Source organism: Microbispora sp. NBC_01389, assembly GCF_045040095.1.
GTDB lineage: Bacteria > Actinomycetota > Actinomycetes > Streptosporangiales > Streptosporangiaceae > Microbispora.
Genome location: NZ_CP109552.1, coordinates 1,437,877 through 1,460,327, shown reverse-complemented (window position 1 = coordinate 1,460,327; position 22,451 = coordinate 1,437,877). Strand labels below are relative to the sequence as shown.

The 22,451-nt window shown below is 68.8% G+C and carries 23 protein-coding genes and 1 pseudogene; 15 read left to right on the top strand and 9 right to left on the bottom strand.

Annotation, left to right across the window (positions count from 1 at the left end):
• Positions 1-50: 50 nt before the first annotated feature.
• Entirely contained in the window at positions 51-2,024 is a 1,974-nt protein-coding gene (locus tag OG344_RS06450; RefSeq protein ID WP_405087399.1) for a fibronectin type III domain-containing protein, read from the bottom strand.
• Positions 2,025-2,462: 438 nt separating this feature from the next.
• On the opposite strand from OG344_RS06450, the gene OG344_RS06445 reads away from it, so the two are divergent.
• The 5 genes from OG344_RS06445 to OG344_RS06425 all read left to right on the top strand — a co-directional run bounded on the left by OG344_RS06445 (position 2,463) and on the right by OG344_RS06425 (position 6,349).
• Positions 2,463-3,134 (top strand): hypothetical protein, encoded by a 672-nt coding sequence (locus OG344_RS06445; RefSeq protein WP_405087398.1) that lies wholly within the window; start codon positions 2,463-2,465, stop codon positions 3,132-3,134.
• Positions 3,135-3,342: 208 nt separating this feature from the next.
• Complete coding sequence (locus tag OG344_RS06440; protein WP_405087397.1) at positions 3,343-3,930, top strand: hypothetical protein; 588 nt, start codon at positions 3,343-3,345, stop codon at positions 3,928-3,930.
• Positions 3,927-4,700 (top strand): nickel/cobalt transporter, encoded by a 774-nt coding sequence (locus OG344_RS06435; protein WP_405087396.1) that lies wholly within the window; start codon positions 3,927-3,929, stop codon positions 4,698-4,700. The genes OG344_RS06440 and OG344_RS06435 overlap by 4 nt, the downstream gene beginning before the upstream one ends.
• Before the next feature lie 35 nt (positions 4,701-4,735).
• Positions 4,736-5,386 (top strand): hypothetical protein, encoded by a 651-nt coding sequence (locus OG344_RS06430; protein WP_405087395.1) that lies wholly within the window; start codon positions 4,736-4,738, stop codon positions 5,384-5,386.
• Between the two features lie 195 nt (positions 5,387-5,581).
• Complete coding sequence (locus OG344_RS06425) at positions 5,582-6,349, top strand: CDP-alcohol phosphatidyltransferase family protein (protein ID WP_405087394.1); 768 nt, start codon at positions 5,582-5,584, stop codon at positions 6,347-6,349.
• A gap of 74 nt (positions 6,350-6,423) precedes the next feature.
• Here the strand turns inward: OG344_RS06425 and OG344_RS06420 are convergent, their stop codons facing one another.
• Both OG344_RS06420 and OG344_RS06415 read right to left on the bottom strand, forming a co-directional pair.
• Positions 6,424-7,473 (bottom strand): CU044_5270 family protein, encoded by a 1,050-nt coding sequence (locus tag OG344_RS06420; protein ID WP_405087393.1) that lies wholly within the window; start codon positions 7,471-7,473, stop codon positions 6,424-6,426.
• Entirely contained in the window at positions 7,470-7,700 is a 231-nt protein-coding gene (locus tag OG344_RS06415) for a hypothetical protein (RefSeq protein WP_405087392.1), read from the bottom strand. The genes OG344_RS06420 and OG344_RS06415 overlap by 4 nt, the downstream gene beginning before the upstream one ends.
• Before the next feature lie 128 nt (positions 7,701-7,828).
• Here OG344_RS06415 and OG344_RS06410 point away from each other — a divergent pair, with 128 nt between their 5' ends.
• The 3 genes from OG344_RS06410 to OG344_RS06400 all read left to right on the top strand — a co-directional run bounded on the left by OG344_RS06410 (position 7,829) and on the right by OG344_RS06400 (position 10,273).
• Positions 7,829-8,350, top strand: coding sequence for an AAA family ATPase (locus tag OG344_RS06410; RefSeq protein WP_405087391.1), 522 nt, complete (start codon positions 7,829-7,831; stop codon positions 8,348-8,350).
• Between the two features lie 61 nt (positions 8,351-8,411).
• A complete protein-coding gene (locus OG344_RS06405; protein ID WP_405087390.1) occupies positions 8,412-9,560 on the top strand; it encodes a sensor histidine kinase in 1,149 nt (382 codons plus the stop codon).
• Positions 9,557-10,273 (top strand): response regulator, encoded by a 717-nt coding sequence (locus tag OG344_RS06400; RefSeq protein ID WP_405087389.1) that lies wholly within the window; start codon positions 9,557-9,559, stop codon positions 10,271-10,273. The genes OG344_RS06405 and OG344_RS06400 overlap by 4 nt, the downstream gene beginning before the upstream one ends.
• Here OG344_RS06400 and OG344_RS06395 read toward each other — a convergent pair.
• The gene (locus tag OG344_RS06395) at positions 10,238-11,362 is read right to left on the bottom strand and encodes an alpha/beta hydrolase family protein (RefSeq protein ID WP_405087388.1); all 1,125 of its coding nucleotides are present in this window, start codon (positions 11,360-11,362) and stop codon (positions 10,238-10,240) included. The genes OG344_RS06400 and OG344_RS06395 overlap by 36 nt on opposite strands.
• Before the next feature lie 101 nt (positions 11,363-11,463).
• Between OG344_RS06395 and OG344_RS06390 the strand changes: the two genes are divergently transcribed.
• Entirely contained in the window at positions 11,464-12,207 is a 744-nt protein-coding gene (locus tag OG344_RS06390; protein ID WP_405087387.1) for a sensor histidine kinase, read from the top strand.
• Between the two features lie 83 nt (positions 12,208-12,290).
• Entirely contained in the window at positions 12,291-12,494 is a 204-nt protein-coding gene (locus OG344_RS06385; protein ID WP_405089053.1) for a response regulator transcription factor, read from the top strand.
• A gap of 377 nt (positions 12,495-12,871) precedes the next feature.
• On the opposite strand, the gene OG344_RS06380 is transcribed toward OG344_RS06385, so the two are convergent.
• Positions 12,872-13,261, bottom strand: coding sequence for a hypothetical protein (locus OG344_RS06380; RefSeq protein ID WP_405087386.1), 390 nt, complete (start codon positions 13,259-13,261; stop codon positions 12,872-12,874).
• A 130-nt stretch (positions 13,262-13,391) separates the two neighbouring features.
• Between OG344_RS06380 and OG344_RS06375 the strand changes: the two genes are divergently transcribed.
• From OG344_RS06375 to OG344_RS06365, 3 genes are all read left to right on the top strand, one after another.
• Positions 13,392-13,631, top strand: coding sequence for a hypothetical protein (locus OG344_RS06375; RefSeq protein ID WP_405087385.1), 240 nt, complete (start codon positions 13,392-13,394; stop codon positions 13,629-13,631).
• On the top strand, positions 13,624-14,295 hold the full coding sequence (locus OG344_RS06370; RefSeq protein ID WP_405087384.1) for a hypothetical protein: 672 nt from the start codon (positions 13,624-13,626) through the stop codon (positions 14,293-14,295). Before OG344_RS06375 ends, OG344_RS06370 begins: the two co-directional genes overlap by 8 nt.
• A 284-nt stretch (positions 14,296-14,579) precedes the next feature.
• A complete protein-coding gene (locus OG344_RS06365) occupies positions 14,580-14,714 on the top strand; it encodes a hypothetical protein (RefSeq protein ID WP_405089230.1) in 135 nt (44 codons plus the stop codon).
• Between the two features lie 137 nt (positions 14,715-14,851).
• Here the strand turns inward: OG344_RS06365 and OG344_RS06360 are convergent.
• Positions 14,852-14,992, bottom strand: a pseudogene (locus tag OG344_RS06360) (IS481 family transposase); the annotation flags it as partial.
• A 425-nt stretch (positions 14,993-15,417) separates the two neighbouring features.
• Between OG344_RS06360 and OG344_RS06355 the strand changes: the two are divergent.
• Positions 15,418-18,084, top strand: a complete 2,667-nt coding sequence (locus OG344_RS06355; RefSeq protein ID WP_405087383.1) for an RICIN domain-containing protein — start codon at positions 15,418-15,420, stop codon at positions 18,082-18,084.
• A gap of 163 nt (positions 18,085-18,247) precedes the next feature.
• Here the strand turns inward: OG344_RS06355 and OG344_RS06350 are convergent, their stop codons facing one another.
• Complete coding sequence (locus OG344_RS06350; RefSeq protein ID WP_327048344.1) at positions 18,248-18,376, bottom strand: hypothetical protein; 129 nt, start codon at positions 18,374-18,376, stop codon at positions 18,248-18,250.
• A 572-nt stretch (positions 18,377-18,948) separates the two neighbouring features.
• Complete coding sequence (locus OG344_RS06345; RefSeq protein WP_405087382.1) at positions 18,949-19,158, bottom strand: hypothetical protein; 210 nt, start codon at positions 19,156-19,158, stop codon at positions 18,949-18,951.
• Between the two features lie 660 nt (positions 19,159-19,818).
• Here OG344_RS06345 and OG344_RS06340 point away from each other — a divergent pair.
• Complete coding sequence (locus tag OG344_RS06340; RefSeq protein ID WP_182878201.1) at positions 19,819-20,166, top strand: hypothetical protein; 348 nt, start codon at positions 19,819-19,821, stop codon at positions 20,164-20,166.
• Between the two features lie 200 nt (positions 20,167-20,366).
• Here the strand turns inward: OG344_RS06340 and OG344_RS06335 are convergent, their stop codons facing one another.
• Positions 20,367-22,097, bottom strand: a complete 1,731-nt coding sequence (locus OG344_RS06335) for an IS4 family transposase (RefSeq protein ID WP_405087381.1) — start codon at positions 22,095-22,097, stop codon at positions 20,367-20,369.
• Between the last annotated feature and the right edge of the window lie 354 nt (positions 22,098-22,451).

Sequence of the window (22,451 nt, the reverse complement as noted above, 5' to 3'; positions counted from 1 at the left end):
GCGGGGTGGGCGCCAGAGGGCGCCTACCCCGCCAGGTGAAACGGGTCCGGTCAGCTGCTCAGCGCGGTGATCGTGAGGGTGGCGCGGTAACCACCCTTTTCGACGCTGCCCGGGATCTTCAGGTCCAGGTCGGCGCCCAGCTTGGCCTTGCCCTTGGGGTGGCCCTGGCCGGCCCAACCGAGGCCGCGCGAAACGGACAGGCCCTGGCCGTGGTCGTCATAGGCGGAGGGCACCGCACCGCTGGCCTGGGCACCGGCGCCGTCCTCGAGCACCTGCGGCGTCCAGCCGAGGTAGGCGCCGGAGAACGTCTTGCCGGCGTCGTTGAAGTCGCTCACGCTGGCCGAGACCGACCACGGAGCGAGCGAACGGCGGTTGTCCGAAACGACGATCGGGTTGATCTTGCCGGTCGTCCCGAAGTAGTCGCCGTCGTGGTCCTTCGCGGTGCCGAGGTCCACCAGGCCGTTGTAGCCGTCGATCGTCCAGCCGAACTCACCCGGAGGGGCGCCCGGCACGTTGACCTGGAGGGCCTGGCCGTCGCCGTTGTACGGGTGCACGGTGACCTTGTCGACGAGCGAGCCGACCGGCTGTCCCTCAGGGGTGTTCGTGCAGGACAGGCCACGCTCGACCGCCGCGTTCGGAGCCGCGCAGGTGCCGCTCCGGATGTTCTCCACGACGAGCTTGTCCTTGCGCACGCCGACCTTGACGTAGGTGCGGACGTGCTCCTGGTTCTGGGCCGAGTTGTACCAGTAGCTGTTCGGGTTCAGTGGGTCGGCGCCGTTGCCCGCGCCGCTCGTGCCGCTGTTGTCCGGCTTGGTGATGTCGTAGTACTTCGAGCCCGAGGCCGAGTTCGCCGTGATGTAGAGCACCCCGCCGGGACCGGGGTACACCTCGGCGGCGCCGGGCTGCTCATCCGGGTTCGCCTTCTCGCTGTTCTTGATCAGGTAGCTGCGGGAGTAGACGTGGTCGTGGCCCTGCAGCACCAGGTCGACACCGAGCTTGGAGAAGGTGGTCGGGAAGTCGACCCGGCGCACCTTGTTGTCGCTGTCCTTGGCGTGGCTGGCCGGCGAGTAGATCGCGTGGTGGTAGACGAGCACCTTCCACTTGGCCTCGGAACCGTGCTGGTTGATGACGTCGGTCACGTACGCGACGTGCGCCGTGTCGCCGCCGCCCCCCTGGGAGGTGGCGTAGCTGTTGCTGTTGATGTCGATGAACAGCACGTCCTTGTAGATGAACCAGTAGTCACCACCTGACGCGTTGGAGTTCGGGTTCCCGTTGGAGTACAGCGGAGCCGACCGGTCGCTGTTCGGGATGGTGAAGTGCTGCTCGTACGCCTTGCCGCCGACGTCGTGGTTGCCGATGGTGGCGGCCCACGGGTACTGGCGCAGCTTGTCGGGGGCGAGGAACGCGTCCCACTGCGACTCGGTGTTGGCGGTCTCGACCTGGTCGCCGCCCGACACCAGCAGCTCGGAGTCCGGGTTGGCCGCGAGGGCGACGTCCAGGGTGTCCTGCCAACCGGCCCGGTCCTTCGGCACGTCGCCGGACGAGCCGATCTGCGGGTCGCCGAGGAACAGGAAGTCGTAGTCGCCGTCGAAGTCCCGCGTCTTGAAGGAGTACGTCGGGGACCAGCTGCCCTCGGCGCCGACGCGGTAGGAGTACGCCGTGTTCTCCTGCAGGTTGGTGATCGTCACGTGACGGTTGAAGCCGCCGCTGGTGGCGATGTTCGCCCCGCCGACGGCGTCGAAGGTGGCGGCGTCGGCCGGGAACTCGCCGTTGACGAGCTTCGCGTTCGGGGCCAGCTGGACCTTCTGCGCGGTGTCGGCCGAGGAGTACCACGTCACCGTACGCTGGGCCTCGTTGGCGCCGACCCCGAGGATGATGCCGCTGAACGTGGCGGCATCGGCGCTCGCCGGGGTGCCCATGCCGCTGCCGAAGGCCACGGCCAAGCCCAGGAACGCCGCGGTGGCCCCTGCTGCCACGCGGCGCCGTACCCGGCCGGGGGCCTGCGGTGAGATGCCTAATGTCATGTTTAAAATCCTTTTTGTGACCGTATGTACGGAGAGGGGTATTAAAGTCGCGTTGTCCGGTAAACCGCCCGTAAATGCCCTATTTCTGACTGATGGAATGTCCCAGAAGACCTCGGCATCTCAGGACTGGAACACTCGTTTCGGCGAACCAAACCGCCCATAACGGACAAATCTGCATAAACCACGCTGGTCGCCCAGGTTGTCGCGCAGACCCCGCCGTCGGAGGAAGACCGAGAAGCTCTTGGTGACATACAGACGGCACAGCGGGCACGTTGCGACATGTGATTGCCACGTTCCACGTCACGGGTGAATCCCACCCAACCCATTGGCGAACTGTAGGAAAAATAACCCCACAACTACCTCTCAGCCATGAAGCGGGAGGAATCGGGATAGCAGGATGTACGCGCACCAACCGCCACAACTCGGAGGACGATCCCCTTGCGCCCCCCGCTTCGGGCCGCTGCCACGCTGGCCGCGGTCGCCGCGCTGGTCACCGGATGTGGCTCCGGCGGCGACTGGTCACAACCGCACGCCAAGCCCATCGCCATCGGCACCCTCGGCCCGGGTTTCGTCGACCCCTCCAGCACGCCCTCCCCCGAGGCGACCATCACGCCACGGCCCGGCTCCTGGACCGACGTCCATCCGTCGAAGGACTACCGCGTGGTCCTGCTCACCACCGGTGACGACCCGCCCACCAGGACCCTCGTGGCGGCAATCGAGGACTGGGCAGAGGAGGAACACGTCGACCTCAGAACAGTGGTCGCCGACCACCCGTACGACCTCGTTCCCAGCATCACCAGGGCCCTCGACATGGGCCCCGACCTCATCGTCAGCGCGGGCGACGACCTCGTCGACCCGCTGGCCCTGGTCACCGCGAGCCACCTCGCACAGCGGTTTCTCGTCGTGGGCGCGGAACTGGCCGAACCCACCCACAACGTCACGGCCGTCGACTGGTCCGGCGCGTCGTTCCGCGGTGAAGGACTCGGCATGGCCTCGGCCTACGATCCCGCGTCGTTCACGCCCGCCCGCTGTGCGGCCGCCGTCAGGGCAGGCGTCGCGGCCGTACTCAACAACCTGACCGGGATCGTGATCTGGCTGGACGAGCTCTGACCCTTCCTGCGGGATGCCATGCTGACAGCGGGGTGGCGCGCTCCGGGAACAGGTCGCGTTCGCGTACGTTCCGGGTCAGCTCGGCCGCGCGCCGGAACTCGGCGGCCGCCTCCTCGGCCCGCCCTGCTCGCGGTGACCGTCTTCGTGGCCGCTCGGCGCGGTTCGCGTCCGCCCCGGGGTTTCGCGCGGTGATCAGGTACTGCCGGTCATGGCGGCCTCCGCCACGCCTGCTTCCGCGCATCCCTTCGGCCCTCCGGCCACGGCGCGGATCAGCGTCGCCGGATCGCATGTGGCGCTCACGTGGCTGGCGAGCCCAGACGACTTGGTCGCGCTGGGAGTGGCGAAGGGAGCCTTCGCAGACCCGGCGCCCGAACTGACCGGTGAGCAGAAGTTGCAGCGTTCGACCGTGGTGCGCGACTACCTGATCAGCAAGATCACCGTGTCGCAGGGGGGCCGGCCGTGCGCAGGGCAGTTGGCGTCGCTGGTGGGGGTGACCGATCAGGGTGCCCGGTTCACCTTCGACTGCCCCCGTAAGGTGGACGATCTCGACGTGAACATAGGCGCCCTGGTCGACCTCGATGCGAACTACCGCACCGTGGTCACCGCCGATACACAGGGGGCTCCGACGCAAAAGCTGTTCACGGCGACGACGACCACGCAACATCTGAGCTTCTCCGCTTCCGGCGGCAAACCGGCCACTGTCGTCGGCCTCGCCGTCGGCTTGGCCATCGGGGTGGTCGCGGGGATCGGCGGTTTCGTCGCGTTGCGGGTGCGGCGCAGGAGCAAGTCGTCATGACGGGTCTGAGCAGTTTCGACAGCCGGTTCATCGCGTTCTTCGACAGCGGGGGCGTCTTCTGGATCGCGCTGGCCATCGCCCTCGGTGTCGGTGCGATGCACGCGGTCGCGCCGGGGCACGGCAAGAGCGTCACCGCCTATCTGGTGGGCACTCACGGCCGTTACCGCGACGCCGTACGGCTGGGTGTCATCGTCGCGATCATGCACACGTTCTCTGTACTGGTGCTGGCACTGGCCTGGGTCGGCGTCTCCGACCTTGCCGGTGTGGGCACGGAGTCCGTCACCGCGTGGATGCAGGTGGTGGCCGCGGTCGTCGTCATCGGAGTCGGCGTGCGTCTCGCGCTCCGGCACCTGCGCGCTCGGCTGCGTCAGCGCGACCACGGACACGGTCATGGTCATGGACACGGTCACGGTCACGGGCATGATGAGGCGCTCACCGATCCGTGGTCGCGGAAGGGACTGATCGCGCTGGCCCTGTCCGGTGGCCTCCTGCCATCGCCTTCGGCGTTCATCGTGCTGGTGAGCGGCTTGCTCACCGGTCGGGCTCTCGACGCGGTCGTGCTCGTTCTCGCGTTCGGGGTCGGGATGGCCGTCACACTGACTGCGGTGGGTGTCGTCACGATTCACGGCCACGGGCTGCTCACTCGCCGCATGAAGGGCCGGGCAGCGGCCTCTGTCGTAGCAGCCTGGACACCTGTCGCCGCGGGCGTCGCTGTCTCGCTCGCCGGTTGTCTCTATCTGGCCGCCGCCGTCATCGTCCTCACCGCGTAGCTCGCGCCTCTGACCTCGCATGGTTCCGTGGGCGGTTGTTGCGCGTAGTGTTCATGGGCGACGGCCTGTGGCCACTTCTCGTCTGGGACCAGCTTGAGGAGGTCACGCCGTACGGTGCCCGGTACGGGAGACCACAGACGAGCGCGACGCTGGAGCGGATCCGCGCCACGCTGCGGGCCGGGCTGAACGAGGCCGTCCGCGAAGGCCTGATCGACAGCAGTCCCGCCTGCGGCCTGAGGTCGCCTGCCGCGCCTCGTCCGAGGGCGCAGATGTGGACCGACCGGTGGGTGGCGGTGTGGAAGGTCACCGGGGAGAGACCCAAGGTGGCGTCGGTGTCGCCCGTGCTTGGGCCCACGGGCTCCTGGCCGCGCATGGCGGACGCCTGGGGCGTTCACCATGACGACGAGGCGGGCAACGCCGTCTGGTTCAGGATCGGCGGGCCCATCCCAGAAGCCCCGGCGAGATCGACCGGGATTCGTTCCGCACTCCGTTCCGGGGAACGCGGCAGAGTCCTTCTCCGCATGCTCAGTACGAGCGCCGCCGTTGAATCCAACCGGGAACAGCTGATCGACGCGGTTCCCGAGCACTGCGTCGACCTCGTCTGCCGAGTGGCCAAGGAGAGCGCCATGGCGTGGATGCGGTTCGCCGACGAGCTCGGCAGCAGGATGATGCGCCATGGGACGTGATCGGCACCGCCCGCGTCCTCCGGTGTGCAACCGCTGAAAATGAGCGGTTGCACACCACCCGCCCCGGCGGAGCCGGTGAGCGGGTGGTGACTGGGCCGGAGGCATGTGGTCACCGGTCCTGGCTACGATGATCTCCGCGCTGGAGGCGCCGAGGTCCACGCGAGCAAACCGGTACAAATGAAAAGAGAGCAGACCATGGCGACTGCCCCGCCGCTGAACGAGTTGCGTGAGATCTGCCAGCCCAAGGCGAAGCTGGAAAGCCGCAACGGGGAGCACTGGGCGGGCCGTCTGTACATGCGGAAGATATCTCTGCGTTTGACCCGGCAACTCGTCCGCACCTCCGTCACGCCCGACGCGCTGACCTGGACGATGGTGGTCTGCGGGATCGCCTCGGGCTTCGCTCTGCTGATTCCGGGCCTGGCGGGCGCGGTGCTGGCGGCCGTGTTCTTCCAGCTGTTCCTGTTGTTCGACTGCGTCGACGGCGAAGTGGCGCGTTGGAAGGGCCAGAACAGCGCGGTGGGCATCTACGTCGACCGGCTGGGCGCCTATCTGGCCGACGCGGCACTCATGATCGGAGCGGGCGTCCGCGCCGCCCAGGAGGGTTCGGAACTGTGGGTGTCGGCGGGACTCGCCACCGCTCTCGGAGTCGTCCTGCTCAAGGCCTCCACCGATCTGGTCGACGTCGCCCGGGCCCGCAGGGGCCTGCCCGTGGCCGGCGACGAAGCCACCGTCCCCCGCGCCGCGAGCCTCGCCACCGTACGCGAACTCGCCTCCGTCCTGAAGATCCACCGGGTCACCAACGGTATCGAAGCCTCCCTCGTCCTGCTGGCGGCGGCCGCCGTGGACACCTTCACAGGCAGTCTCGACCCGACCCGGGCGGCGCTGCTGGCGATCGGCGTGATCACCTGGGTGATGGTCGTCGCCCACCTGGCCTCGATTCTCTCCTCCTCCCGCCTCCGGTGACCCGCCACAGCGCGATCGTGCTGACCATCAACACCCACGCTCACGTGCTGCCCACATGAGGGGATCGCCCTCGGCTACGGACGCGCGCCGAGCGTGTCCACCATGGCACGATCGAGGACCGCCGTGGTGGCGAGCAGCATGCCCTTCTTCAGCCACCGCGTGTCCGCGGTCTGCACCTTGCGCCGGCCGAGGTATTCCAGCGTCGTCCGGTCGAAGATCCACTCGGTGCGTGCGCCCTTGTCCTCCCGGGCCACGGCGATCCCCTCGCGGCCCGCGGCGTCCTGGGACCTGTCCACGATCGTCACTCCGGGGATCCTCGCCACCGCCCGGTACAGTGCCGCGCCGAGCGCGGGCGGCAGCACCTCCTGCTCAAGCAGGGTGCCGATGGTGTCGAACGCCCGCTGCTCCCTGGTCGTGCCGTCACCCTCCTTCGTCTCGGGGTCGGCGTAGATCGCCTTCAGCAGGTCGTCCGGGTCGGCCGGCAGCGTGGCGAGTTCCTCGTACCGGTGGCGGTAGTCCACGTCGCCCTGGTCGTACTCCTCCTGCCGGCCGTTGTCGATGATCAGTCCCTTGCCGTGGAACCGCCGCTGCTCGACCCAGATCTCTCGCCTGACCATGGGCTGCATCTCCATCGGGCCCTCACCCGGCATGGTCTGCTCCCGTACCGGGACGGCGAAGGCGTACTGGGTCCTGCGGTAGGAGTACCTGCCTCCCTCCGCCGAGGACCTGGCCGCGACCAGCGAAATGCGTTCCAACTGCCCGCTCACGTCGTCGGAGCTGGCCGCGCCGAGCGGCACCACGGCCAGCCGGCTCGCCGCCACCGCCGTGCCGGCGGGTCGCCGTCCGGGCTCCGGTGTCGCCGCCGGCCCGGCTCCCGCGAGGAGCACGGTCGCACCGACGGCCAGCGCCGCCGCGGCCGCCAGCCCCGCCAGGAGGGGCCGGGGTCGCGTGCGGAACGCACGCGGGGTGGGGGACGTCCTGTGCTCGTCCTTGACGATCTCGGCCATGAAGTGCTCCCTGAGGATCTGGAAACGGTCGGCGTCGAGATTCGAAGACGCGGGCACCGGGAGCTCGTCCCTCCGGTCCGCCGGCTGATCGGTGCCGCGGTGCTGGTGCGCGTTCATCGGATCGTCTCCTGTGTCGACCGGGCCGTCTGGAGACGGCTCACCAGGTGCTGTCCGCCGGGCAGGGGCGGTTCGGGTTTCGTACGCGTCTTTTTCAGTTCCTCGTCGGTCAGCTTGGCGAGGCGGGTACGCGCGCGTGACAGGCGAGAGCGCACCGTGCCCTCCGGAATGCCCAGCGCCTCGGGGGTCGCCGTGCCGTACTCTCTGGCGCAATGAATGGTCCACACAGGATCCTGTCCGCAGCCCGCCCGCCGTTCGAGTGATCCGGCTCACACCGGTCCGCCACGGCACCCAGGACCTGTTTCTCGGCGTCCGCTCCCACGGCCCGGCACGGCACTACGTAGCATCGGGCTCCGTGATCGTATGGCTCAACGGCACCCACGGCGCGGGCAAGACGACGACCGCTGCACTCGTGCAGCGACTGATCCCGGACTCACGGGTGTTCGACGCCGAGAAGGTAGGCGAGACACTCATGGACATCACGCCGGGGCTGTCGGCGACCGACAACTTCCAGCACTGGCCGCCGTGGCGGCCACTCGTAGTCGAGACCGCCCGCCTCGTACTCGACTACGCCGGCGGCACGCTGGTGATGCCCATGACCGTCCTGGTCGAGCAGTACTGGCGCGAGATCAGCGCGGGCCTCACCCGACATGCCATCCCGGTACGGCACTTCGTCCTCCACGCCGACCACGACACCCTCCGCAGGCGCATCGAGGGAGACACTCTTCTCGGCCCCTCCCCCTTCCGTCTCAAATACCTTGAGCCCTACGCGGAGGCGGCCCGCACGTGGCTACACGGCGAGGCCGAGGTCGTCGACACCACGCACCTGACACCCGCCCAGGTCGCACTGCAGATCGCAGAGGCCGTCAGAAGCTGAGGCGCGCACTCCCGCGAAAACTGTGCACGGGCTGCTGATCGGCCCCGTCTAGGGTGGGCGCATGGCCGAACGGCGTCCCCTGATCGCGCGCAGGCTGCGACCGGGACACTGGGTCGCCGTCGACGCGTTCGCGGCCGTTGCCCTGGCCGCCGGGTTCTCGGTGCCGGCGGTGCTGGTGCCGGAGTCCGCCGGAGTGCCGCCGTATGCGGCTGTGCCGATGATCGCGCTGGCCTGCCTGCCGCTGGCAGGGCGGCGCCGGTGGCCGGTGCTGGTCTGGGCGCTGGTTCTGGTGGCGGCGGTGTTCGCGCCGTTCGCCGGGTGGGAGGAGGCGTTCGTGCCCTTGGCGGTCGCGCTGCACGCGGTGGCGCTCCTGGAAGCGCGCCGGACGGCGGTAGCGGCGCTGATGGCCACGCTGGCGGTGACCGCCGCCAGTGTCGCGATCGACTCGCCCTCGTGGATGGAGGCGGCGTCGGCGTGCGGATTCGCCTGGCTGGTGCTCGGTCTGGCGTGGACGATCGGGCTTGCCGTACGGGAGCAGCGCGCGTACGCCGCGCAGGCCGTCGCACGGTCGGCGCAGGTCGCGGCCACGGCGGAACGGCTGCGCATGGCTCGTGACGTGCACGACGTCGTCGCCCACAGCATGGGCCTGATTTCCATGCGGGCCGGCATCGCCAACCACGTCGCCGCCACGCACCCCGAGGAGGCGGGCGAGGCCTTGTCGATCATCGAGGAGACCAGCCGCAAGGCGCAGACGGACCTGCGCCGCCTCCTCGGTCTGCTCCGCGACGCCTCCGGGGACCGGGACGGCCCGCCGTACACGCTGGACTCCCTGCGAGAGCTGGTCGCGGCGATTCCGGTCGGCGACGTCCGGGTGGAGCTCGACGTCGAGCCTGGCCTCGCGCTCTGCGACGAGGCGGCCCTCGTCGTCTATCGCCTCGTGCAGGAGTCGCTGACCAACGTGCTCAAACACGCCGGCCCGGCCCGATGTCGGGTGGCGGTCGGCACCCGTGCGGAGCGCGAGCTGGTGGTCGAGGTCGTCGACGACGGTCGCGGGGGTGCGCCGAGTGAGGGGGGCCACGGGCTGGCCGGGCTGGAAGAGCGGGTCATCCTGTACGGCGGGACGTTCTCGGCGGGACCGGAGCCCGGAGGCGGCTTCGCCGTTCGCGCAAGGCTGCTGTTGCCAGGCGGTTCCGGGGAGGATGAGAGGTGAGCACGTTCACGGTGCTGGTCGCCGAGGACCAGGCGTTGCTGCGCGCGGGGCTGCGCAGGCTGATCGACACCGCCCCCGACCTGGAGGCCGTCGGCGAGGCCGGGACGGGGGAGCAGGCGGTGGAACTGGCCCGCGGCCTCCGGCCCGACCTGGTGCTCATGGACGTCCGCATGCCCGGCCTCGACGGGATCAAGGCCACCGAGCTGATCCGGGCCGACCCGGTGACCGCCGAGACGCGGGTGGTGATGCTGACCACGTTCGATCTCGACGAGTACGTCTACGGGGCGTTGCGGGCCGGAGCCAGCGGATTCCTGCTGAAGGACACCCGGCCGGGCGACCTGCTGGAGGCGTTGCGCATTGTGGGGGAGGGACAGGCGCTGCTGGCCCCGTCGGTCACCACGCGGCTGATCGGGGAGTTCGCCCGGCGCGAGCCCACCGGAACCCCGGCCCGGCTGGCGGCTGGGCTCACCCAGCTGTCCGGCCGGGAGCGGGAGGTGCTCGTGCTGGTGGCTCGAGGGTTGACCAACCCGCAGATCGCCGAGCGACTCGGCATCGGGCCGGCCACGGTCAAGACACATATCCGCAGCCTGCTGGCCAAGCTCGCCGCGCACGACCGGGCGCAGCTCGTCATCGCCGCCTACGAGGGCGGCGTGGTCACGGCCGGCGGGCAGGGGCCATCAGCGGCGGTAGGAGACCTCGGGGAAGGTGGCTGACGGGCCCCGCAGCAATGCCTGCGGACGGCCGCGCAAGTGCTGCTCGAAGAAGGCTGGCGGGTAGGCACGCTGGAAGGCCAGCGCCCGCTCGGCCGGGATCGTGCCGACGACTTCCTCGAGCTGCTCCTTTCCCAGCCCCAGCGGCTCGGCCGACATGGGGATGAGCAGGACGTCGTCGCCGAAGGAGTTGTGCGCCGCCCCCTTGAGCGTCACGTTGAGCCGCCAGCCCCGCAATCCGTCCCAGAAGGTGCGCAGCGTCGGATTGGTCGCCATGCCGCCCTTCCCATCGGTGTCGACCACCATGTACGGCCGGTCGAGGCCGGACTGCGCGACCTTGCCGAAGACGGCGCCATCCAGGCCGAGCCCGGCCTTGATCCGCGGGTCGGCGTACATGGCGGAGGAGGTGGCCGCGCCGCCGAGCGAATGCCCGAACATTCCGATCCGCGCGAGGTCGAAGAGCGGCTTCCCGTTACGGCCGGGCAGCTTCTCCTCCAGGGAAGGCAGGCTGTCCAGGATGAAGCGCACGTCGGCCACCCGGACGTCGACCGCCTTGGCGAAGTCGGTCAGCTCGGCGCCCGCCTCTACTCGGCCGCCGGGGAACTCCACCACCGCCGCGTCGTAGGGGTGATCGACGGTGACCACCGCGTACCCCCGGCTGGCCAGCTCCTCGACGACGCCGGTCCCGTACGCGCGCGAGGCGTTGGCGCCCGGCGAGTACAGGACGACCGGCAGCCTGCCCAGGCTCGTGTCGACGGGCGCGCCCTCGTGACCGTCGGTCCTGTCCAGCAGCACCGAGCCCGGCTCCAGGTCGTTCATCTTCAAGTACCGCTCCGCCGCCGCCTTCGGCATCCAGGGGGCGACCGGGTGGGCTTCCACGTCACGGGCCGGATACCACAGGCTGACCATCAGCTCCCGTTTCCTGCCGGAGCCGCTCCAGGGATCCGGGCGGGACTGGTCGACCAGGTGGACCGAGACGGTCCCCACCGGATGCGGGCCCGTCGGCTTTGGGACCGTCAGGCGCTGCGGTGGGGTGGAGCCGCATCCGGCCAGCGTGAGGGCCAGGGCGGTGATGATGAGTGCACGTTTCACCCCATCGACGATGCCGGTCGTGTACGGCTGCCGCCTCTGGCGTGGGTAGGATCTCCGGCTCAACCCAGGAAGGTAGAGCTCGACGAAGATCGTTTTCAGGGATGACGCTCACGAACGAACTGGCGCCATCGCCGCCGGCGGGCCCGGCAGGCATGCATCGCCGCCACCTCGGGGAGCTGCTGCGCAACCAGGCCAGGCTCGCCAGGCAGAGTGTCACCGACGAGCGGATGCGCATCGCCCGCGAGCTGCACGACGTCGTCGCGCACGGCATGAGCGTGGTCACCGTACAGGCGGGATTCGGCGCCCTGGTGATCGACGACGACCCGCAGGAGGCGCGGGCCGCGCTCGTGGCCATCGAGACCATGGGACGCCAGAGCCTGGCCGAGATGCGGCGGCTGCTTGGCGTGCTCCGCGAGGAGGAGCGGAGCGAAGGGCCCGAGCTGGCGCCCGTCCCCGGGCTGGCCGACCTCGACCCGCTCGTGGAGCGGACCGCCGGGGCGGGGGTGCGGGTGGAGCTCGCCATCAGTGGGCAGCCTCGCGCGCTGCCCCCTGGGATCGACCTTTCGGCGTACCGGATCGTGCAGGAGGCGCTGACCAACGTGGTGAAGCACGCCGCCGCCGACTCGGCCAGGGTGACCCTGTGCTACGGGCCGGACGAGCTCTCGATCGAGGTCGCCGATGACGGCGTCGGCTGCCCGGAGGCCGGTGGTCCGCACCTCGGACACGGCCTGGTCGGCATGCGTGAGCGCGTGCACCTGTACGGCGGCGCGTTCCACGCGGCGCCCCTGCCCGGACATGGCTTCCGCGTCACCGCCACCCTTCCCACCACGGAGCACCCGGTATGAACCTCAGCCTGACCGCCGCCCTCGCCGTCCCCGGGCGTGCGGCATGACCGTAGGAGTTCGCCGGCCGCGCTCACCCTGAGCCGCTGGAGGGCATCACCACGCGCGAGCGGGAGGTGCTCGCGCTGGTCGCCGAGGGCCTGTCCAACGACGAGATCGCGGAGCGACTGCACATCGGGCCGGGTACGGCCAAGACCCATGTCAGGCACCTCCTGGCCAAGCTCGGCGCCCGCGACCGCGTGCACCTGGTGATCACCGCCTACCGCAGCGGGCTGGTCGCCGTGCGCTGAACCCGGCATCGGCCGAAAGGCTTAGCCCGCCGGCGCGAAATGAGCCCCGGGGTAGACGACCTTGGCCGGGGCGGGTCACTAGCTTCGGAGCACTCCCACTTCCAATGATCAGAAGGAGTGCGTGTGATCTCCCCGCGAGCGGTGTGCGCCGCCGCCCTGCTGGCCGTCGCGTCGCTGGCCGTACCGACTGCCGCCGAGGCCAAGACACAGCTCAAGACCCAGGCCCGGCCCCAGGCCGCCGCCCCGCCTCAGCTGACCCTTCCGGCGCCGACGGGCCCCTCCCCGCTCGGCACGGTGTCCCTGCATCTGGTCGACCGCTCAAGGAAGGACCCGTTCGCGGGCGCCGGCCACGACCGCGAGCTGATGATCAGCCTGACCTACCCGGCCAGGAAGGTCGCCGCGTACCCGGTCGCGCCCTGGCTGCCGCCCAAGGCAGCGGCCCAGTACCTGCGCCAGGAGGGCCTACCTCCGGGAGCCGTCCTGCTGCCGCAGACCCACGGGCACGAGGGCGCCCCCGCCGACCGGCCCTCGTCGTCCGGCGGACCTAGTTCGGGGGCGAGAGTGCCAGGGCCGCCGTGGAGCAGGGTCATGTGGACCCACTGCGCGGAGACGGGCGCGAGACCGGGCCTGTGGGTGACCGCCCGGTACGGCTCGACCAGGGCCTTTTCGATGACGTCTGGGTCGAACAGGATATGGACGTGGAGATCGGCGCGACCGGGGGGCCATGGATACTCGCGCGATTCCACCTCGGCGTAGAAGTCGTCCATGAAAACTTCCTACCTTTCGGGCACGGCCTGCTGCTGTCACCGCAGACTTCCCACGCAGCCACGAGCGGGGATGAGAGGCAGCCGCATCCTGGGGATCCACACCGAGGGAACGGGAGGCCGTACTACCCTGGTGCTCCTCGACGGCCTGAGCGATCCGCGCCCCAGCCAGTTCCGTCTCGACGGCGAGCAGGTCAGCGACCGCTTCGACGGCGGCGGCGGTTCTCGGCTCGGTCAGCACCCTCCGCGCATCTTCCACCGCTTGGTCGCGATCGATAACGAAGCCTGCCGCCACATGCTCATCGACGACGGCGCGATCTCCGGAGGCGCTTATCAGCAGGACACAGCGTCGCAACTGCGGGTGTGTGTGTAACCTCGCGCGGCCAGCCAGTCGGCGGCTGCGGGGCGGGACGGCCAACTCGGCGCGCGGTGCCGAGCCGTTCGTCCGCGAGGCCATCGGTGCCGCCAAAGCCGCCGGGGCAGGCACCGGCAGGACCAGCGACAGCGGCAGGACCAGCGACAGCGGCAGTATCGGCGGCATCGTGGTGGTGCGTGCCGATTCGGCGTTCTACAGTGCGGGCGTGATCGCCGCCTGCCGGGACAACCACGTGTGCTTCTCGGTGACCGCGACGATGGACAAGAAGATCAAAGCGGCGATCGCGGCGATCCCCGAATCGTCCTGGACAGCGATCCAGTATCCGGACGCGGTCTTCGACGAGCAGGCCGGCCGCTGGGTGTCAGACGCCGAGATCGCCGAGATCTCCTACACCGCGTTCGCGTCGAACAAGGACCGGGCCGCCACCGCCCGGCTGATCGTCCGCCGGGTTAAGCGGCTCAACCTGCAGGAGAAGATCGGCCAAGAGGAGTTGTTCACCACCTGGCGCTACCATGCGATCTTCACTGACAGTCCGTTCACCCTCATCCAGGCCGAGGCCCAGCACCGCGACCACGCGATGATGGAGCAGGTCAACGCCGACCTGATCGACGGACCGCTCGCCCACCTGCCGTCCGGGGTGTTCACCGCGAACGCGGCCTGACTGACCTTGGCCGCTCTGACCCACAATCTGCTCCGCGCGGCCGGCTGCCTGGCCGGCGCGTTTCATGCCCGAGCCCGTGGGGCGACGCTGCGCTGCCACTTGATCACCGTTCTGGCCCGCATCGCCCGGCACGGCCGCGGCCACCTCACCCTCCATCTACCCCAACACTGGCGCTGGCAGGCCGCCTGGCTCAACGTCTTCGACGCCCTTCACCGGCCGTTCCCACGCCATGTGACCTGACCAGCCCAAACCCAAGGTCACCACCAGCTCGTGACGACCAGGCCATGGTCACCCGCGCCCCCAGCACCTGCTCCGTCGGCAACGACGAGATCATCACTCATCGGATCTACTACGACCAGCTGGAGCTGTACAGCCAGCTTGGTGGCGAACTCGTCTTCGGCGGTCCCTCACCGGCATAGCCCGGCGTGCGGTCGAACTCCGCATGCCGTAGGCGGGAGCCCTGCCTGGCAGGCGAGCAGGAAAACTGGTCGCCGACGTGTTGTGGACGCAACGGTCGCCCGAGTTCGGCGGTGAAGACGCAACCGCTGTCGCCGCTGTTGTAGCGGTGCAGGAAGTCTCCGAGGGCATCGGTGCGTTCGTCATTGCTGGCGTAGGGCCGTAGGTGGGCCCATTCCTCTACCAGGCGCCCGACGGCATCGAATCGATCCGTTTTACTGTGAAAGTTCGACACAGGTCTGGATGGTCCTGAGCATGCCAATTTTCGATCTTGGAACCGTGTTCGAGGCGTCCAACGCAGCCTGAAAATTACACGACGTCTAGGACCGCGTGATCTCATCGGGCGTGATGGGAGCCAGACGGCCGAAGTGATCCGATCTCTGTGAACCCTGAGCATTGACAGGTGGGAGCCTGGGCTTAAGTGTGATGTCCGGCCACCGTCGAACCGATACGACGCTCCCATTACGAGGAGACAGGATGCCCCCCCTCAAGCCGTCGGCTTTCGCGGACGAACGGCGACGGCCTGAACGGCCGGGCGGTGGCGCCCGCGGAGGGGCGGCCGGACCCGGGAAGTGCATCACCCACCGGATTCACCCGAAAGGATTACCGATGAAGCGGAGCGATCCCTCCTCCCGTCCTCGACGTCCGGCGAGCAGGTTGCCGGCTGTGGTGGCGGCCTTGCTGGTCGCGTTGATCGGGACTCAGCCGGCTGTGGCGGCACAGCAGTCCACCGCGTCGGAGTCCACCGCGTCGGAGTCCACCGCGTCGGTCGCCGCCGCCGCTGCCGCCGGGGACATCGACGGCTTCACCGCGGGCAATGCCGCGGTCGCCTCGGTCGATCTGGCCGGGACGTGGAGCTTCACGCCGGCGGGCCGGTCGACGACGTCGATCAAGGTGCCCGGAGGCGGCTGGTACAAGCAGGGGTTCACCGATGTGTCCCAGGCGGTGTACTCGCGTACGGTGACGGTGCCGGACTCGGGGCAGCCGCAGTCGGCGTGGATCGAGTTCGGCGCCGTGAACCACCAGGCGACCTTGTCGGTGGACGGCCGGGTGGTCGCGACGCAGACCACGGCCTTCACTCCCTCAAAGTTCGACATCAGCGCCTACGCCGCCCCGGGCACCACTCATACGATCAGCGTCGACGTGAAGGGCCGCGGCGCGTTGAAGGCATCCAACGGCCGGTACCTGGTGCCCGACGCCGCCGAGTGGTCCGAGGCGGTCCCCCAGGGGATCTACCGTTCGGCGTTCCTGCGGGTGTACCCGGCGGTGTACGTCAGCGACACATTCGTGCGTACGTCGGTGGCGAACAAGACGTTGAGCTACGACGTGTCGGTGCGTAACACGTCGGGCAGTTCCCGGTCGGTGACGTTGACCGGGTCGCTGTCGTCCAACAACGGAACGGCTTTCAGCTACCCGGCACTGCCCAGCCGTACGGTCACTGTGGCGGCCCACTCGACCGGGACCGTGACCGTCGGGCCGGTCGCGTGGAACCTCGACAGCACCTCGTACTGGTGGCCCAACGTGCCGTACCGGTCGGGGTACCGGGCGCAGCTGCACCGGCTGACGGTGCATGCCGACACCGATGACGGGCACACCAGCGACGCCACGTACCGGTTCGGGTTCCGGGAGGCCTCCCAGAACGGCGAGTACTACTACCTCAACGGCGTGCGCGTGAACTTCCGCGGCGACAACCTCCAGGGTGCCGACTACGACCGGATCAACAACGGCGGTAAGGGCGACGCCTACGACACGCTGCCCGGATTCCTTCCGCCTTCGTCGGGCAACGGCGGCTGGCCGCAGGCCGTGGACAACTACCAGCGGCTGAACTACAACGTGGTGCGCGTCCACCAGGAGCCGGCCAGCCCGTACATGTTGGATGTCGCCGACGAGATGGGCCTGATGATCATCGACGAGGTCGCGATTCGCGGCTCCCAGTCCGGGCAGGATTGGATCACAGGGCACGACAACATGGTCAACCACGCCCGTGCGCTGGTCCTGCGCGACCGCAACCACCCCGCGGTCATCCGCTGGAGTCAGAACAACGAGCCGAACCAGAGCGGCCAGGATTCCGAACAGTTCGAGAAGGACCTGTACGCGGCGATGAACGGCGCCGACGGCACCCGGCCGGTCATTGTCGAGCTGGGCGTCGGCGCGAATCTCAACATGTATCCCGGGATGACGTACGCCAACTTCGCGGTGATCTCGCACTACGTCGACGGCTTCGGCAGGTACGGGGAGGGCCTGATCACCGTGAATGGGCGCCCCGACGGCGAGGGCGAGTACATCTGGCCGGCATGCAACAACAAGCAGGGCTTCGAGTGGTTCGCCACGGCAACCCTGGCCAAGCGCGGCAAGAACGCCACCGACCTGCGTCCGTACACGCTGCTGTCCGCGTGGGCCAGCGTCGTGCCCGGAGTGCGTTCCACGGACTTCACCCCGGAGGAGGGCGGTCACCCTATCTACGGCGCGGACAACCTCCCGGACCCCTGGAGCAACCCGCAGATCCAGCGCGTGCAGGCGGCGTTCAACCCGGTGGCAGCGGTCGACCTCCCGTACTGGTCCGCCTCCGGCGCCTCGGACTCGAATGGCACCTTCCCGCTGCCGCAGGCCGTGCCCACCTACGCCGCCAACACCTCGGTGACCCGCAACATCACCGTCTTCAACGACGACTTCGCCGACACTTCGGTGGGCTTCACCTGGACGGCGCGGCTCAACGCGCCGGACGGCGCGGTCGTCGCGTCCGGAAGCACGACCCTGACCGTCCCGCTCGGCTCGCGGGTCACCCAGCCGGTCACCTTCACCACACCGGCGAGCGGCTCACGGGTGTACCTGGTGCTGACGACCACCAAGTCGGGTGCCACGACGTTCAGCGACGCGGTCGAGTACTTCAATCTCGGGTCCGGTTCGAGCGGCCCGGTGTCGGGCACGTCCTACCGCATCGTCAACCGCAACAGCGGCAAGCCGCTCGGCGTGGCCGGCGGTTCTTCCGCCGACGGCGCCAAGGCCGTGCAGCAGTCCGGTTCCGGCGCGTGGACCGTCACCAGCGGTCAGGGCGGTGCGTACACCCTGCGCTACGTCCCCACCGGCAAGGTCCTCGACGTCAACGCCAGCAGTACGACCCAGGGGCTGCAACTGCAGCAGTGGACCGCCAACGGCGGCACCAACCAGCTGTGGTACCTGCGCTCCACCGGCGACGGCTACTACACGATCGTCAGCTACAGCAGCGGGCTGCTGGCAGACGTGTACGGCGCGTCGACCTCCGACGGTGCCCAGGTCGTGCAGTGGGCCGCCAACGGCGGCGCCAACCAGCAATGGCAGCTGATCCCGGCCTGAGACCACCTGGTACGGCCCGGCCACGGCGGCCGGGCCGTACCCCGCGCCGTGCCGAAGATCTTGCGGAATCCCCCACGACCTCACTGACCAGCCTCGATGCGCTCGTGTGTGCTTGATGACGGCCTCCCTGGCGGCGAACCCACTCGAACGGCCGCGTTCTCGCCTAAGGCTCCGAAGCGGGATCGGAAGCCAGGCGAAGCTCGGCGGCGACCGCCCGCTCGCGTAGCTGACCGGCCTCGGCCCTGGCCACGTCGAGCTGTGCCCGCAGGTCGGACAGCCGGGCCCGCTCCAAAGTGAGCTCCGCCTGGATCCGGTCACGCTCGGCCGCCGCCGTACGGGCGCTTCCCCCACGGCCGCGCCACGGGAGGTCTCGGCCGCCTCCGCACGAGTGAGCGCCCGGTCCCGGTCGGCCTGTGCGAGCGACACCTCCCGATCCCGCTCGGCTTCCACCCGTGCCACGGCCCGGTCGCGTTCGGCCTCGGCCGCCTGTGCGCGCGCCAGGGCGGCGGCGCTCGCCTGCTCGGCCTCCCGGTGCGCGCGCCGCGCCATCTCCGCCTCGCCGCGGGCGCGCCCCGCCTCCTCTCGCGCACGGTCGCGTTCCCCCTGCGCCTGTACGGCATGCGCCCGAGCTTCGCGCACCTCGGCGGTCGCCCGGTCGACCCGGTCGGCCAGCTCCCGGTCGGCCAGCTCCCGGACGGCCTGCTCGCGAGCGGCCTCGGCGGCGCTCGCCCTGCGGGTGGCCTCGGCGGTCTCCTGGCGGGAACGCCGCTCGGTGAGCGCCGCCTCCCGGAGGGCGGGCGGGGCTTCGTAGTCGCGGGCCAGGCGGCGGTGGAACATCAGCCAGCCGAGGGTGCGCTCCACCGTTCAGCGGCGGGGAAGAGGCGTGAATCCCCTGGTGTTGGGGTCGCGGCGGACGGCTTCGACGTCGATGCCGAGGGTGGCGGCGTGTTCGATGATGGTGGTGCGGTAGGCGCTGTCGGCCCAGGTCTTGGTGATCGTGGGGTGGGTTGCGGCGACGTTGGTCAGCAGGTGCAGGCCGGTGCTGCTGTCGGAGGACACCGACAAGATCAACACCAGGGATGCGTGGCGGTATCGCTGACCTCCACCCGGTCGTGAACACCCCACCGTGTCCTGGTATGGGTCGAGCAGTTGTTACAGCCCTACGGATTATTCGTCCGCTGGTTCTCGAGTTTCCGGCCCGTCTTATCGCGCTCCGTCCCATTTTGTCGGAATGGGTGGGGTTGAAGCGTCCTTGGCCCGCAGAGGGGTCGCAGGTGGGCGAGAGGGCACGCGTGGTGTTCGGTAATGACCTTCCAGCGATCATCTCTGAGGTCTAGCCTGACGAACGGGCTCTGAGCGATCTACTGTGTGCCCGGCACATGCCCGACGGCTGCCGAAGTCCGATGGTTGACCCCCAGCGGGGCGTACACGTGAGCAACCAACGAGCAACCATACGAGATCAACTTCTCGTCGCGAGACCCGTCTCGATCGAGAAAATCGCAGGTCAGATAGGGTGCGGAGTGGTGGGGCGCCAGGGACTCGAACCCTGAACCGACGGATTAAAAGCTCGGACGATCATGGTTCCAAACAGTTCAATGCAGGTCAACGGGCATACGCGATCCACCCTGAACGGCTCGGGATCACCCTGGACTGCAACCCAAACTGCAACCCGGCGTCACAGCTGTGTCGCTACTCCAACGGCGCGAGCTACCGAGATAGGTCAAAATCATGCCCATGACGGGAGAAACCCTGAACGGCTTCGGTGAACTCGTGGACGCCGCAAGTGAACGGCGCGCCATGGAGGTGACCGCGTTACACGAGGCGGGAGAGTTACTGAGCAAGGTGATCCAAGCGGCCGCCATCGTGGCTGATCATCTGCGAGCCGAGGTCGCAGTCTTGCCGAAGCGGCATGTCCTGAGTGATGACACCGGGGATGACCCAGGGGCTCGGCTTGCCGAGGCTGGTGAGCGTCTGAGGAGGATCACGGGTCTTTTGCAGGACGCCGACCTGCATGCTCGTCGGTCCGGCGCTGCGCTGCGACACATCAACGTGCAGGCGGGTTCTGACGAGAGTGAAGACTGAATAGGAGTCTCGCCGGGGACTCGAACGCTGCGGATTACCAGAAACGATTCGATCAAGCTCTGTCGGCTCAGACCTGGAGATGTAGTGTCCGTAGACGTTCGCCAAAGTCCGCTCTCGCCCGGCCCCTTGGCTGTACAGCCAAGGCATTCCACAATCGGCACGCTATGGACAGCGAAGCCACATGACCCAAGGTCGCGTAGTTAAGCCATGAGCGCCATCGTCAACTGGGTTGTTTCTGCAGGTGACAGCCCGTTTATGGAGGCTGCTGGCGGAGTGAGGGCGTAGACGGCGGGAGCGATCTTGTAGATCAGGCCCTTGCTCGCCCACTGGGACAGCTGCACGCAGAAGCTGTTGAGGTTGGCGATCCGCAAGACCTGCGCGAGTTCTCGTCCGCGCCAGGAACGGCCGGGATCAGCGCGAAGAAGAGCCAGTACCTGGTCTTTTCGGCTGGTGGCCGGCTGCGTATCGTCTGCCTGCTCCTGCTCCTGCTCCTGCTCCTGCTCGGGTGGCTGTGGTGGGGCGGACAGCGGGGGTGGGATGGTCTGTCCCTCGTGGACCACGACGAGGACGCCGACGACGTTCTGGCTGGTCAATGGGCGTTCGTCATCCTGCGGGCGGGCGTGGTAGCGAGAGATCGGAGATTTCACCTTGCGGACACTGATGCGAGGACGGCGTGGCGGCAGCAGGCCGTCCAGAATCGCGCGGCCGATAACGCCGACCAGGTCGACCGGGGCAGCCGGGTCGGCGGGAAGGACGCCGGAGGCGAGGATGACCTGGTCACGAGCGGTCTGCATAGCGATCGTGAAACACGCCCGGTCCGGATCGGTGCCGGGCACCGACTCGGCGGCGGCAACCATGGCCATCCGCAACGCCTGATAGACGGTCAGCAGCGCCCACAGTTCCTGTTCCAGGCCGATCGGGTCGCCCGAGCGCAGCACCCGCCCACCCAGCAGGGTGTGCCGTAACGCCAGATAGGCCGATTCGATCTCCCACCGCTCGTGGTAAAGCCGGATCAACGCCGCGGCTCTGTCGCGACGGGGATCGAGCAAGGTCGTGGCGAGTCGATACCGGCCGGTGATCTTCGTGCCGTCGGCGCAGATCACGGTGATGTCGGCATCGATGATCCGCACCACCACCTCGCCTACCTTGGAAAGGAACGAGCCATCGCACAACCGGGCGGCCAGTGGCGGCCGGCGGGTGCTCTTGAGCCGGACCAGGAACTGCGCGCCCCGCCCGGCCACGGCGGCCAGCAGGTCGTTGCCGTCGAAGGCGCGATCGGCCAGCACCAGCATGTCCGCTCCGAGCAGGGCGCACAGCCTGCGCGCGTATCGGCTCTCGCCGGTGGTGGCCGGCCCGAAGACCGCGCCGAGCAGGCCGCGTGTGCCGGTCTCCACCAGCGTCATGAGCATCACCGTCGGATAGCCCGCCCAGCCCAGCCGGTGTTTGATCTTTCCCAGCCAGGAACGGTTCCGCTCGGCATCGGGCACCTTGATGGAGCTGCAGCCGTCGAAGGCGACGGTGCGCCAGCGCCGGTAGCGTGCCCCTGGCGTGGCCGGCTGTGCCAGCGGGCCGGCCACGATCTCGAACAATGCCCGCAGCGGGGCCACCCCCACCCGGCGCCGCAGATCTCGCAGCGCCTTCTCGCACGGGCGCGGCAATCCCAGCTGCTCTAACGCGGCCACCAGCTTGCCCCACACGCCCACATATCCCAGCTCCGGGAACAGGCCCAAGGCCAGCACGAAGTAGACCCCGACCCGTGAGGGCAGGTTCCGCAACCGCCGCTGGATCTTTCCGGTGTCCTCCAGTACCGCATCCACCAACTCGAACGGCAGGTGCTGGGTCAGCTCGCCCAGATGGCCGGGCGCGAAGACGCCGCCGGCGACCGTGAGAGTGCGGGTGAGCGTCGTGGTGGTGGCAGAATCAGTACGCAACGGGACCTCGGGGCTCGGGTGGATCTTGGTCGATCACCCTGATGTATCAGAGGTCCCGTTCCTCTTTTCCCCGGACCCTGCCGTACTCACGAACCGCTTGCCACGCGCCCGAGATCCTTAACTACGCGGCCTTGCCACATGACCAGGGGATAAGAACCCCCACCCGGGATGTCAATCCACCTGTATCCCGCTTCCACGCGGGCTCCCCTGCTTCGATTCATCTTGTCAGACGGATCTTCATCCCAGAGGCATTCGGGTCGGTCTCCGTGATGCTGGGCGCCCCGTCGATCGGTCCATGGCACCTCTCCGGGGACGAGGGCGGTCAGACCGTTGTCCGCCTGGAAGGAACCGCTG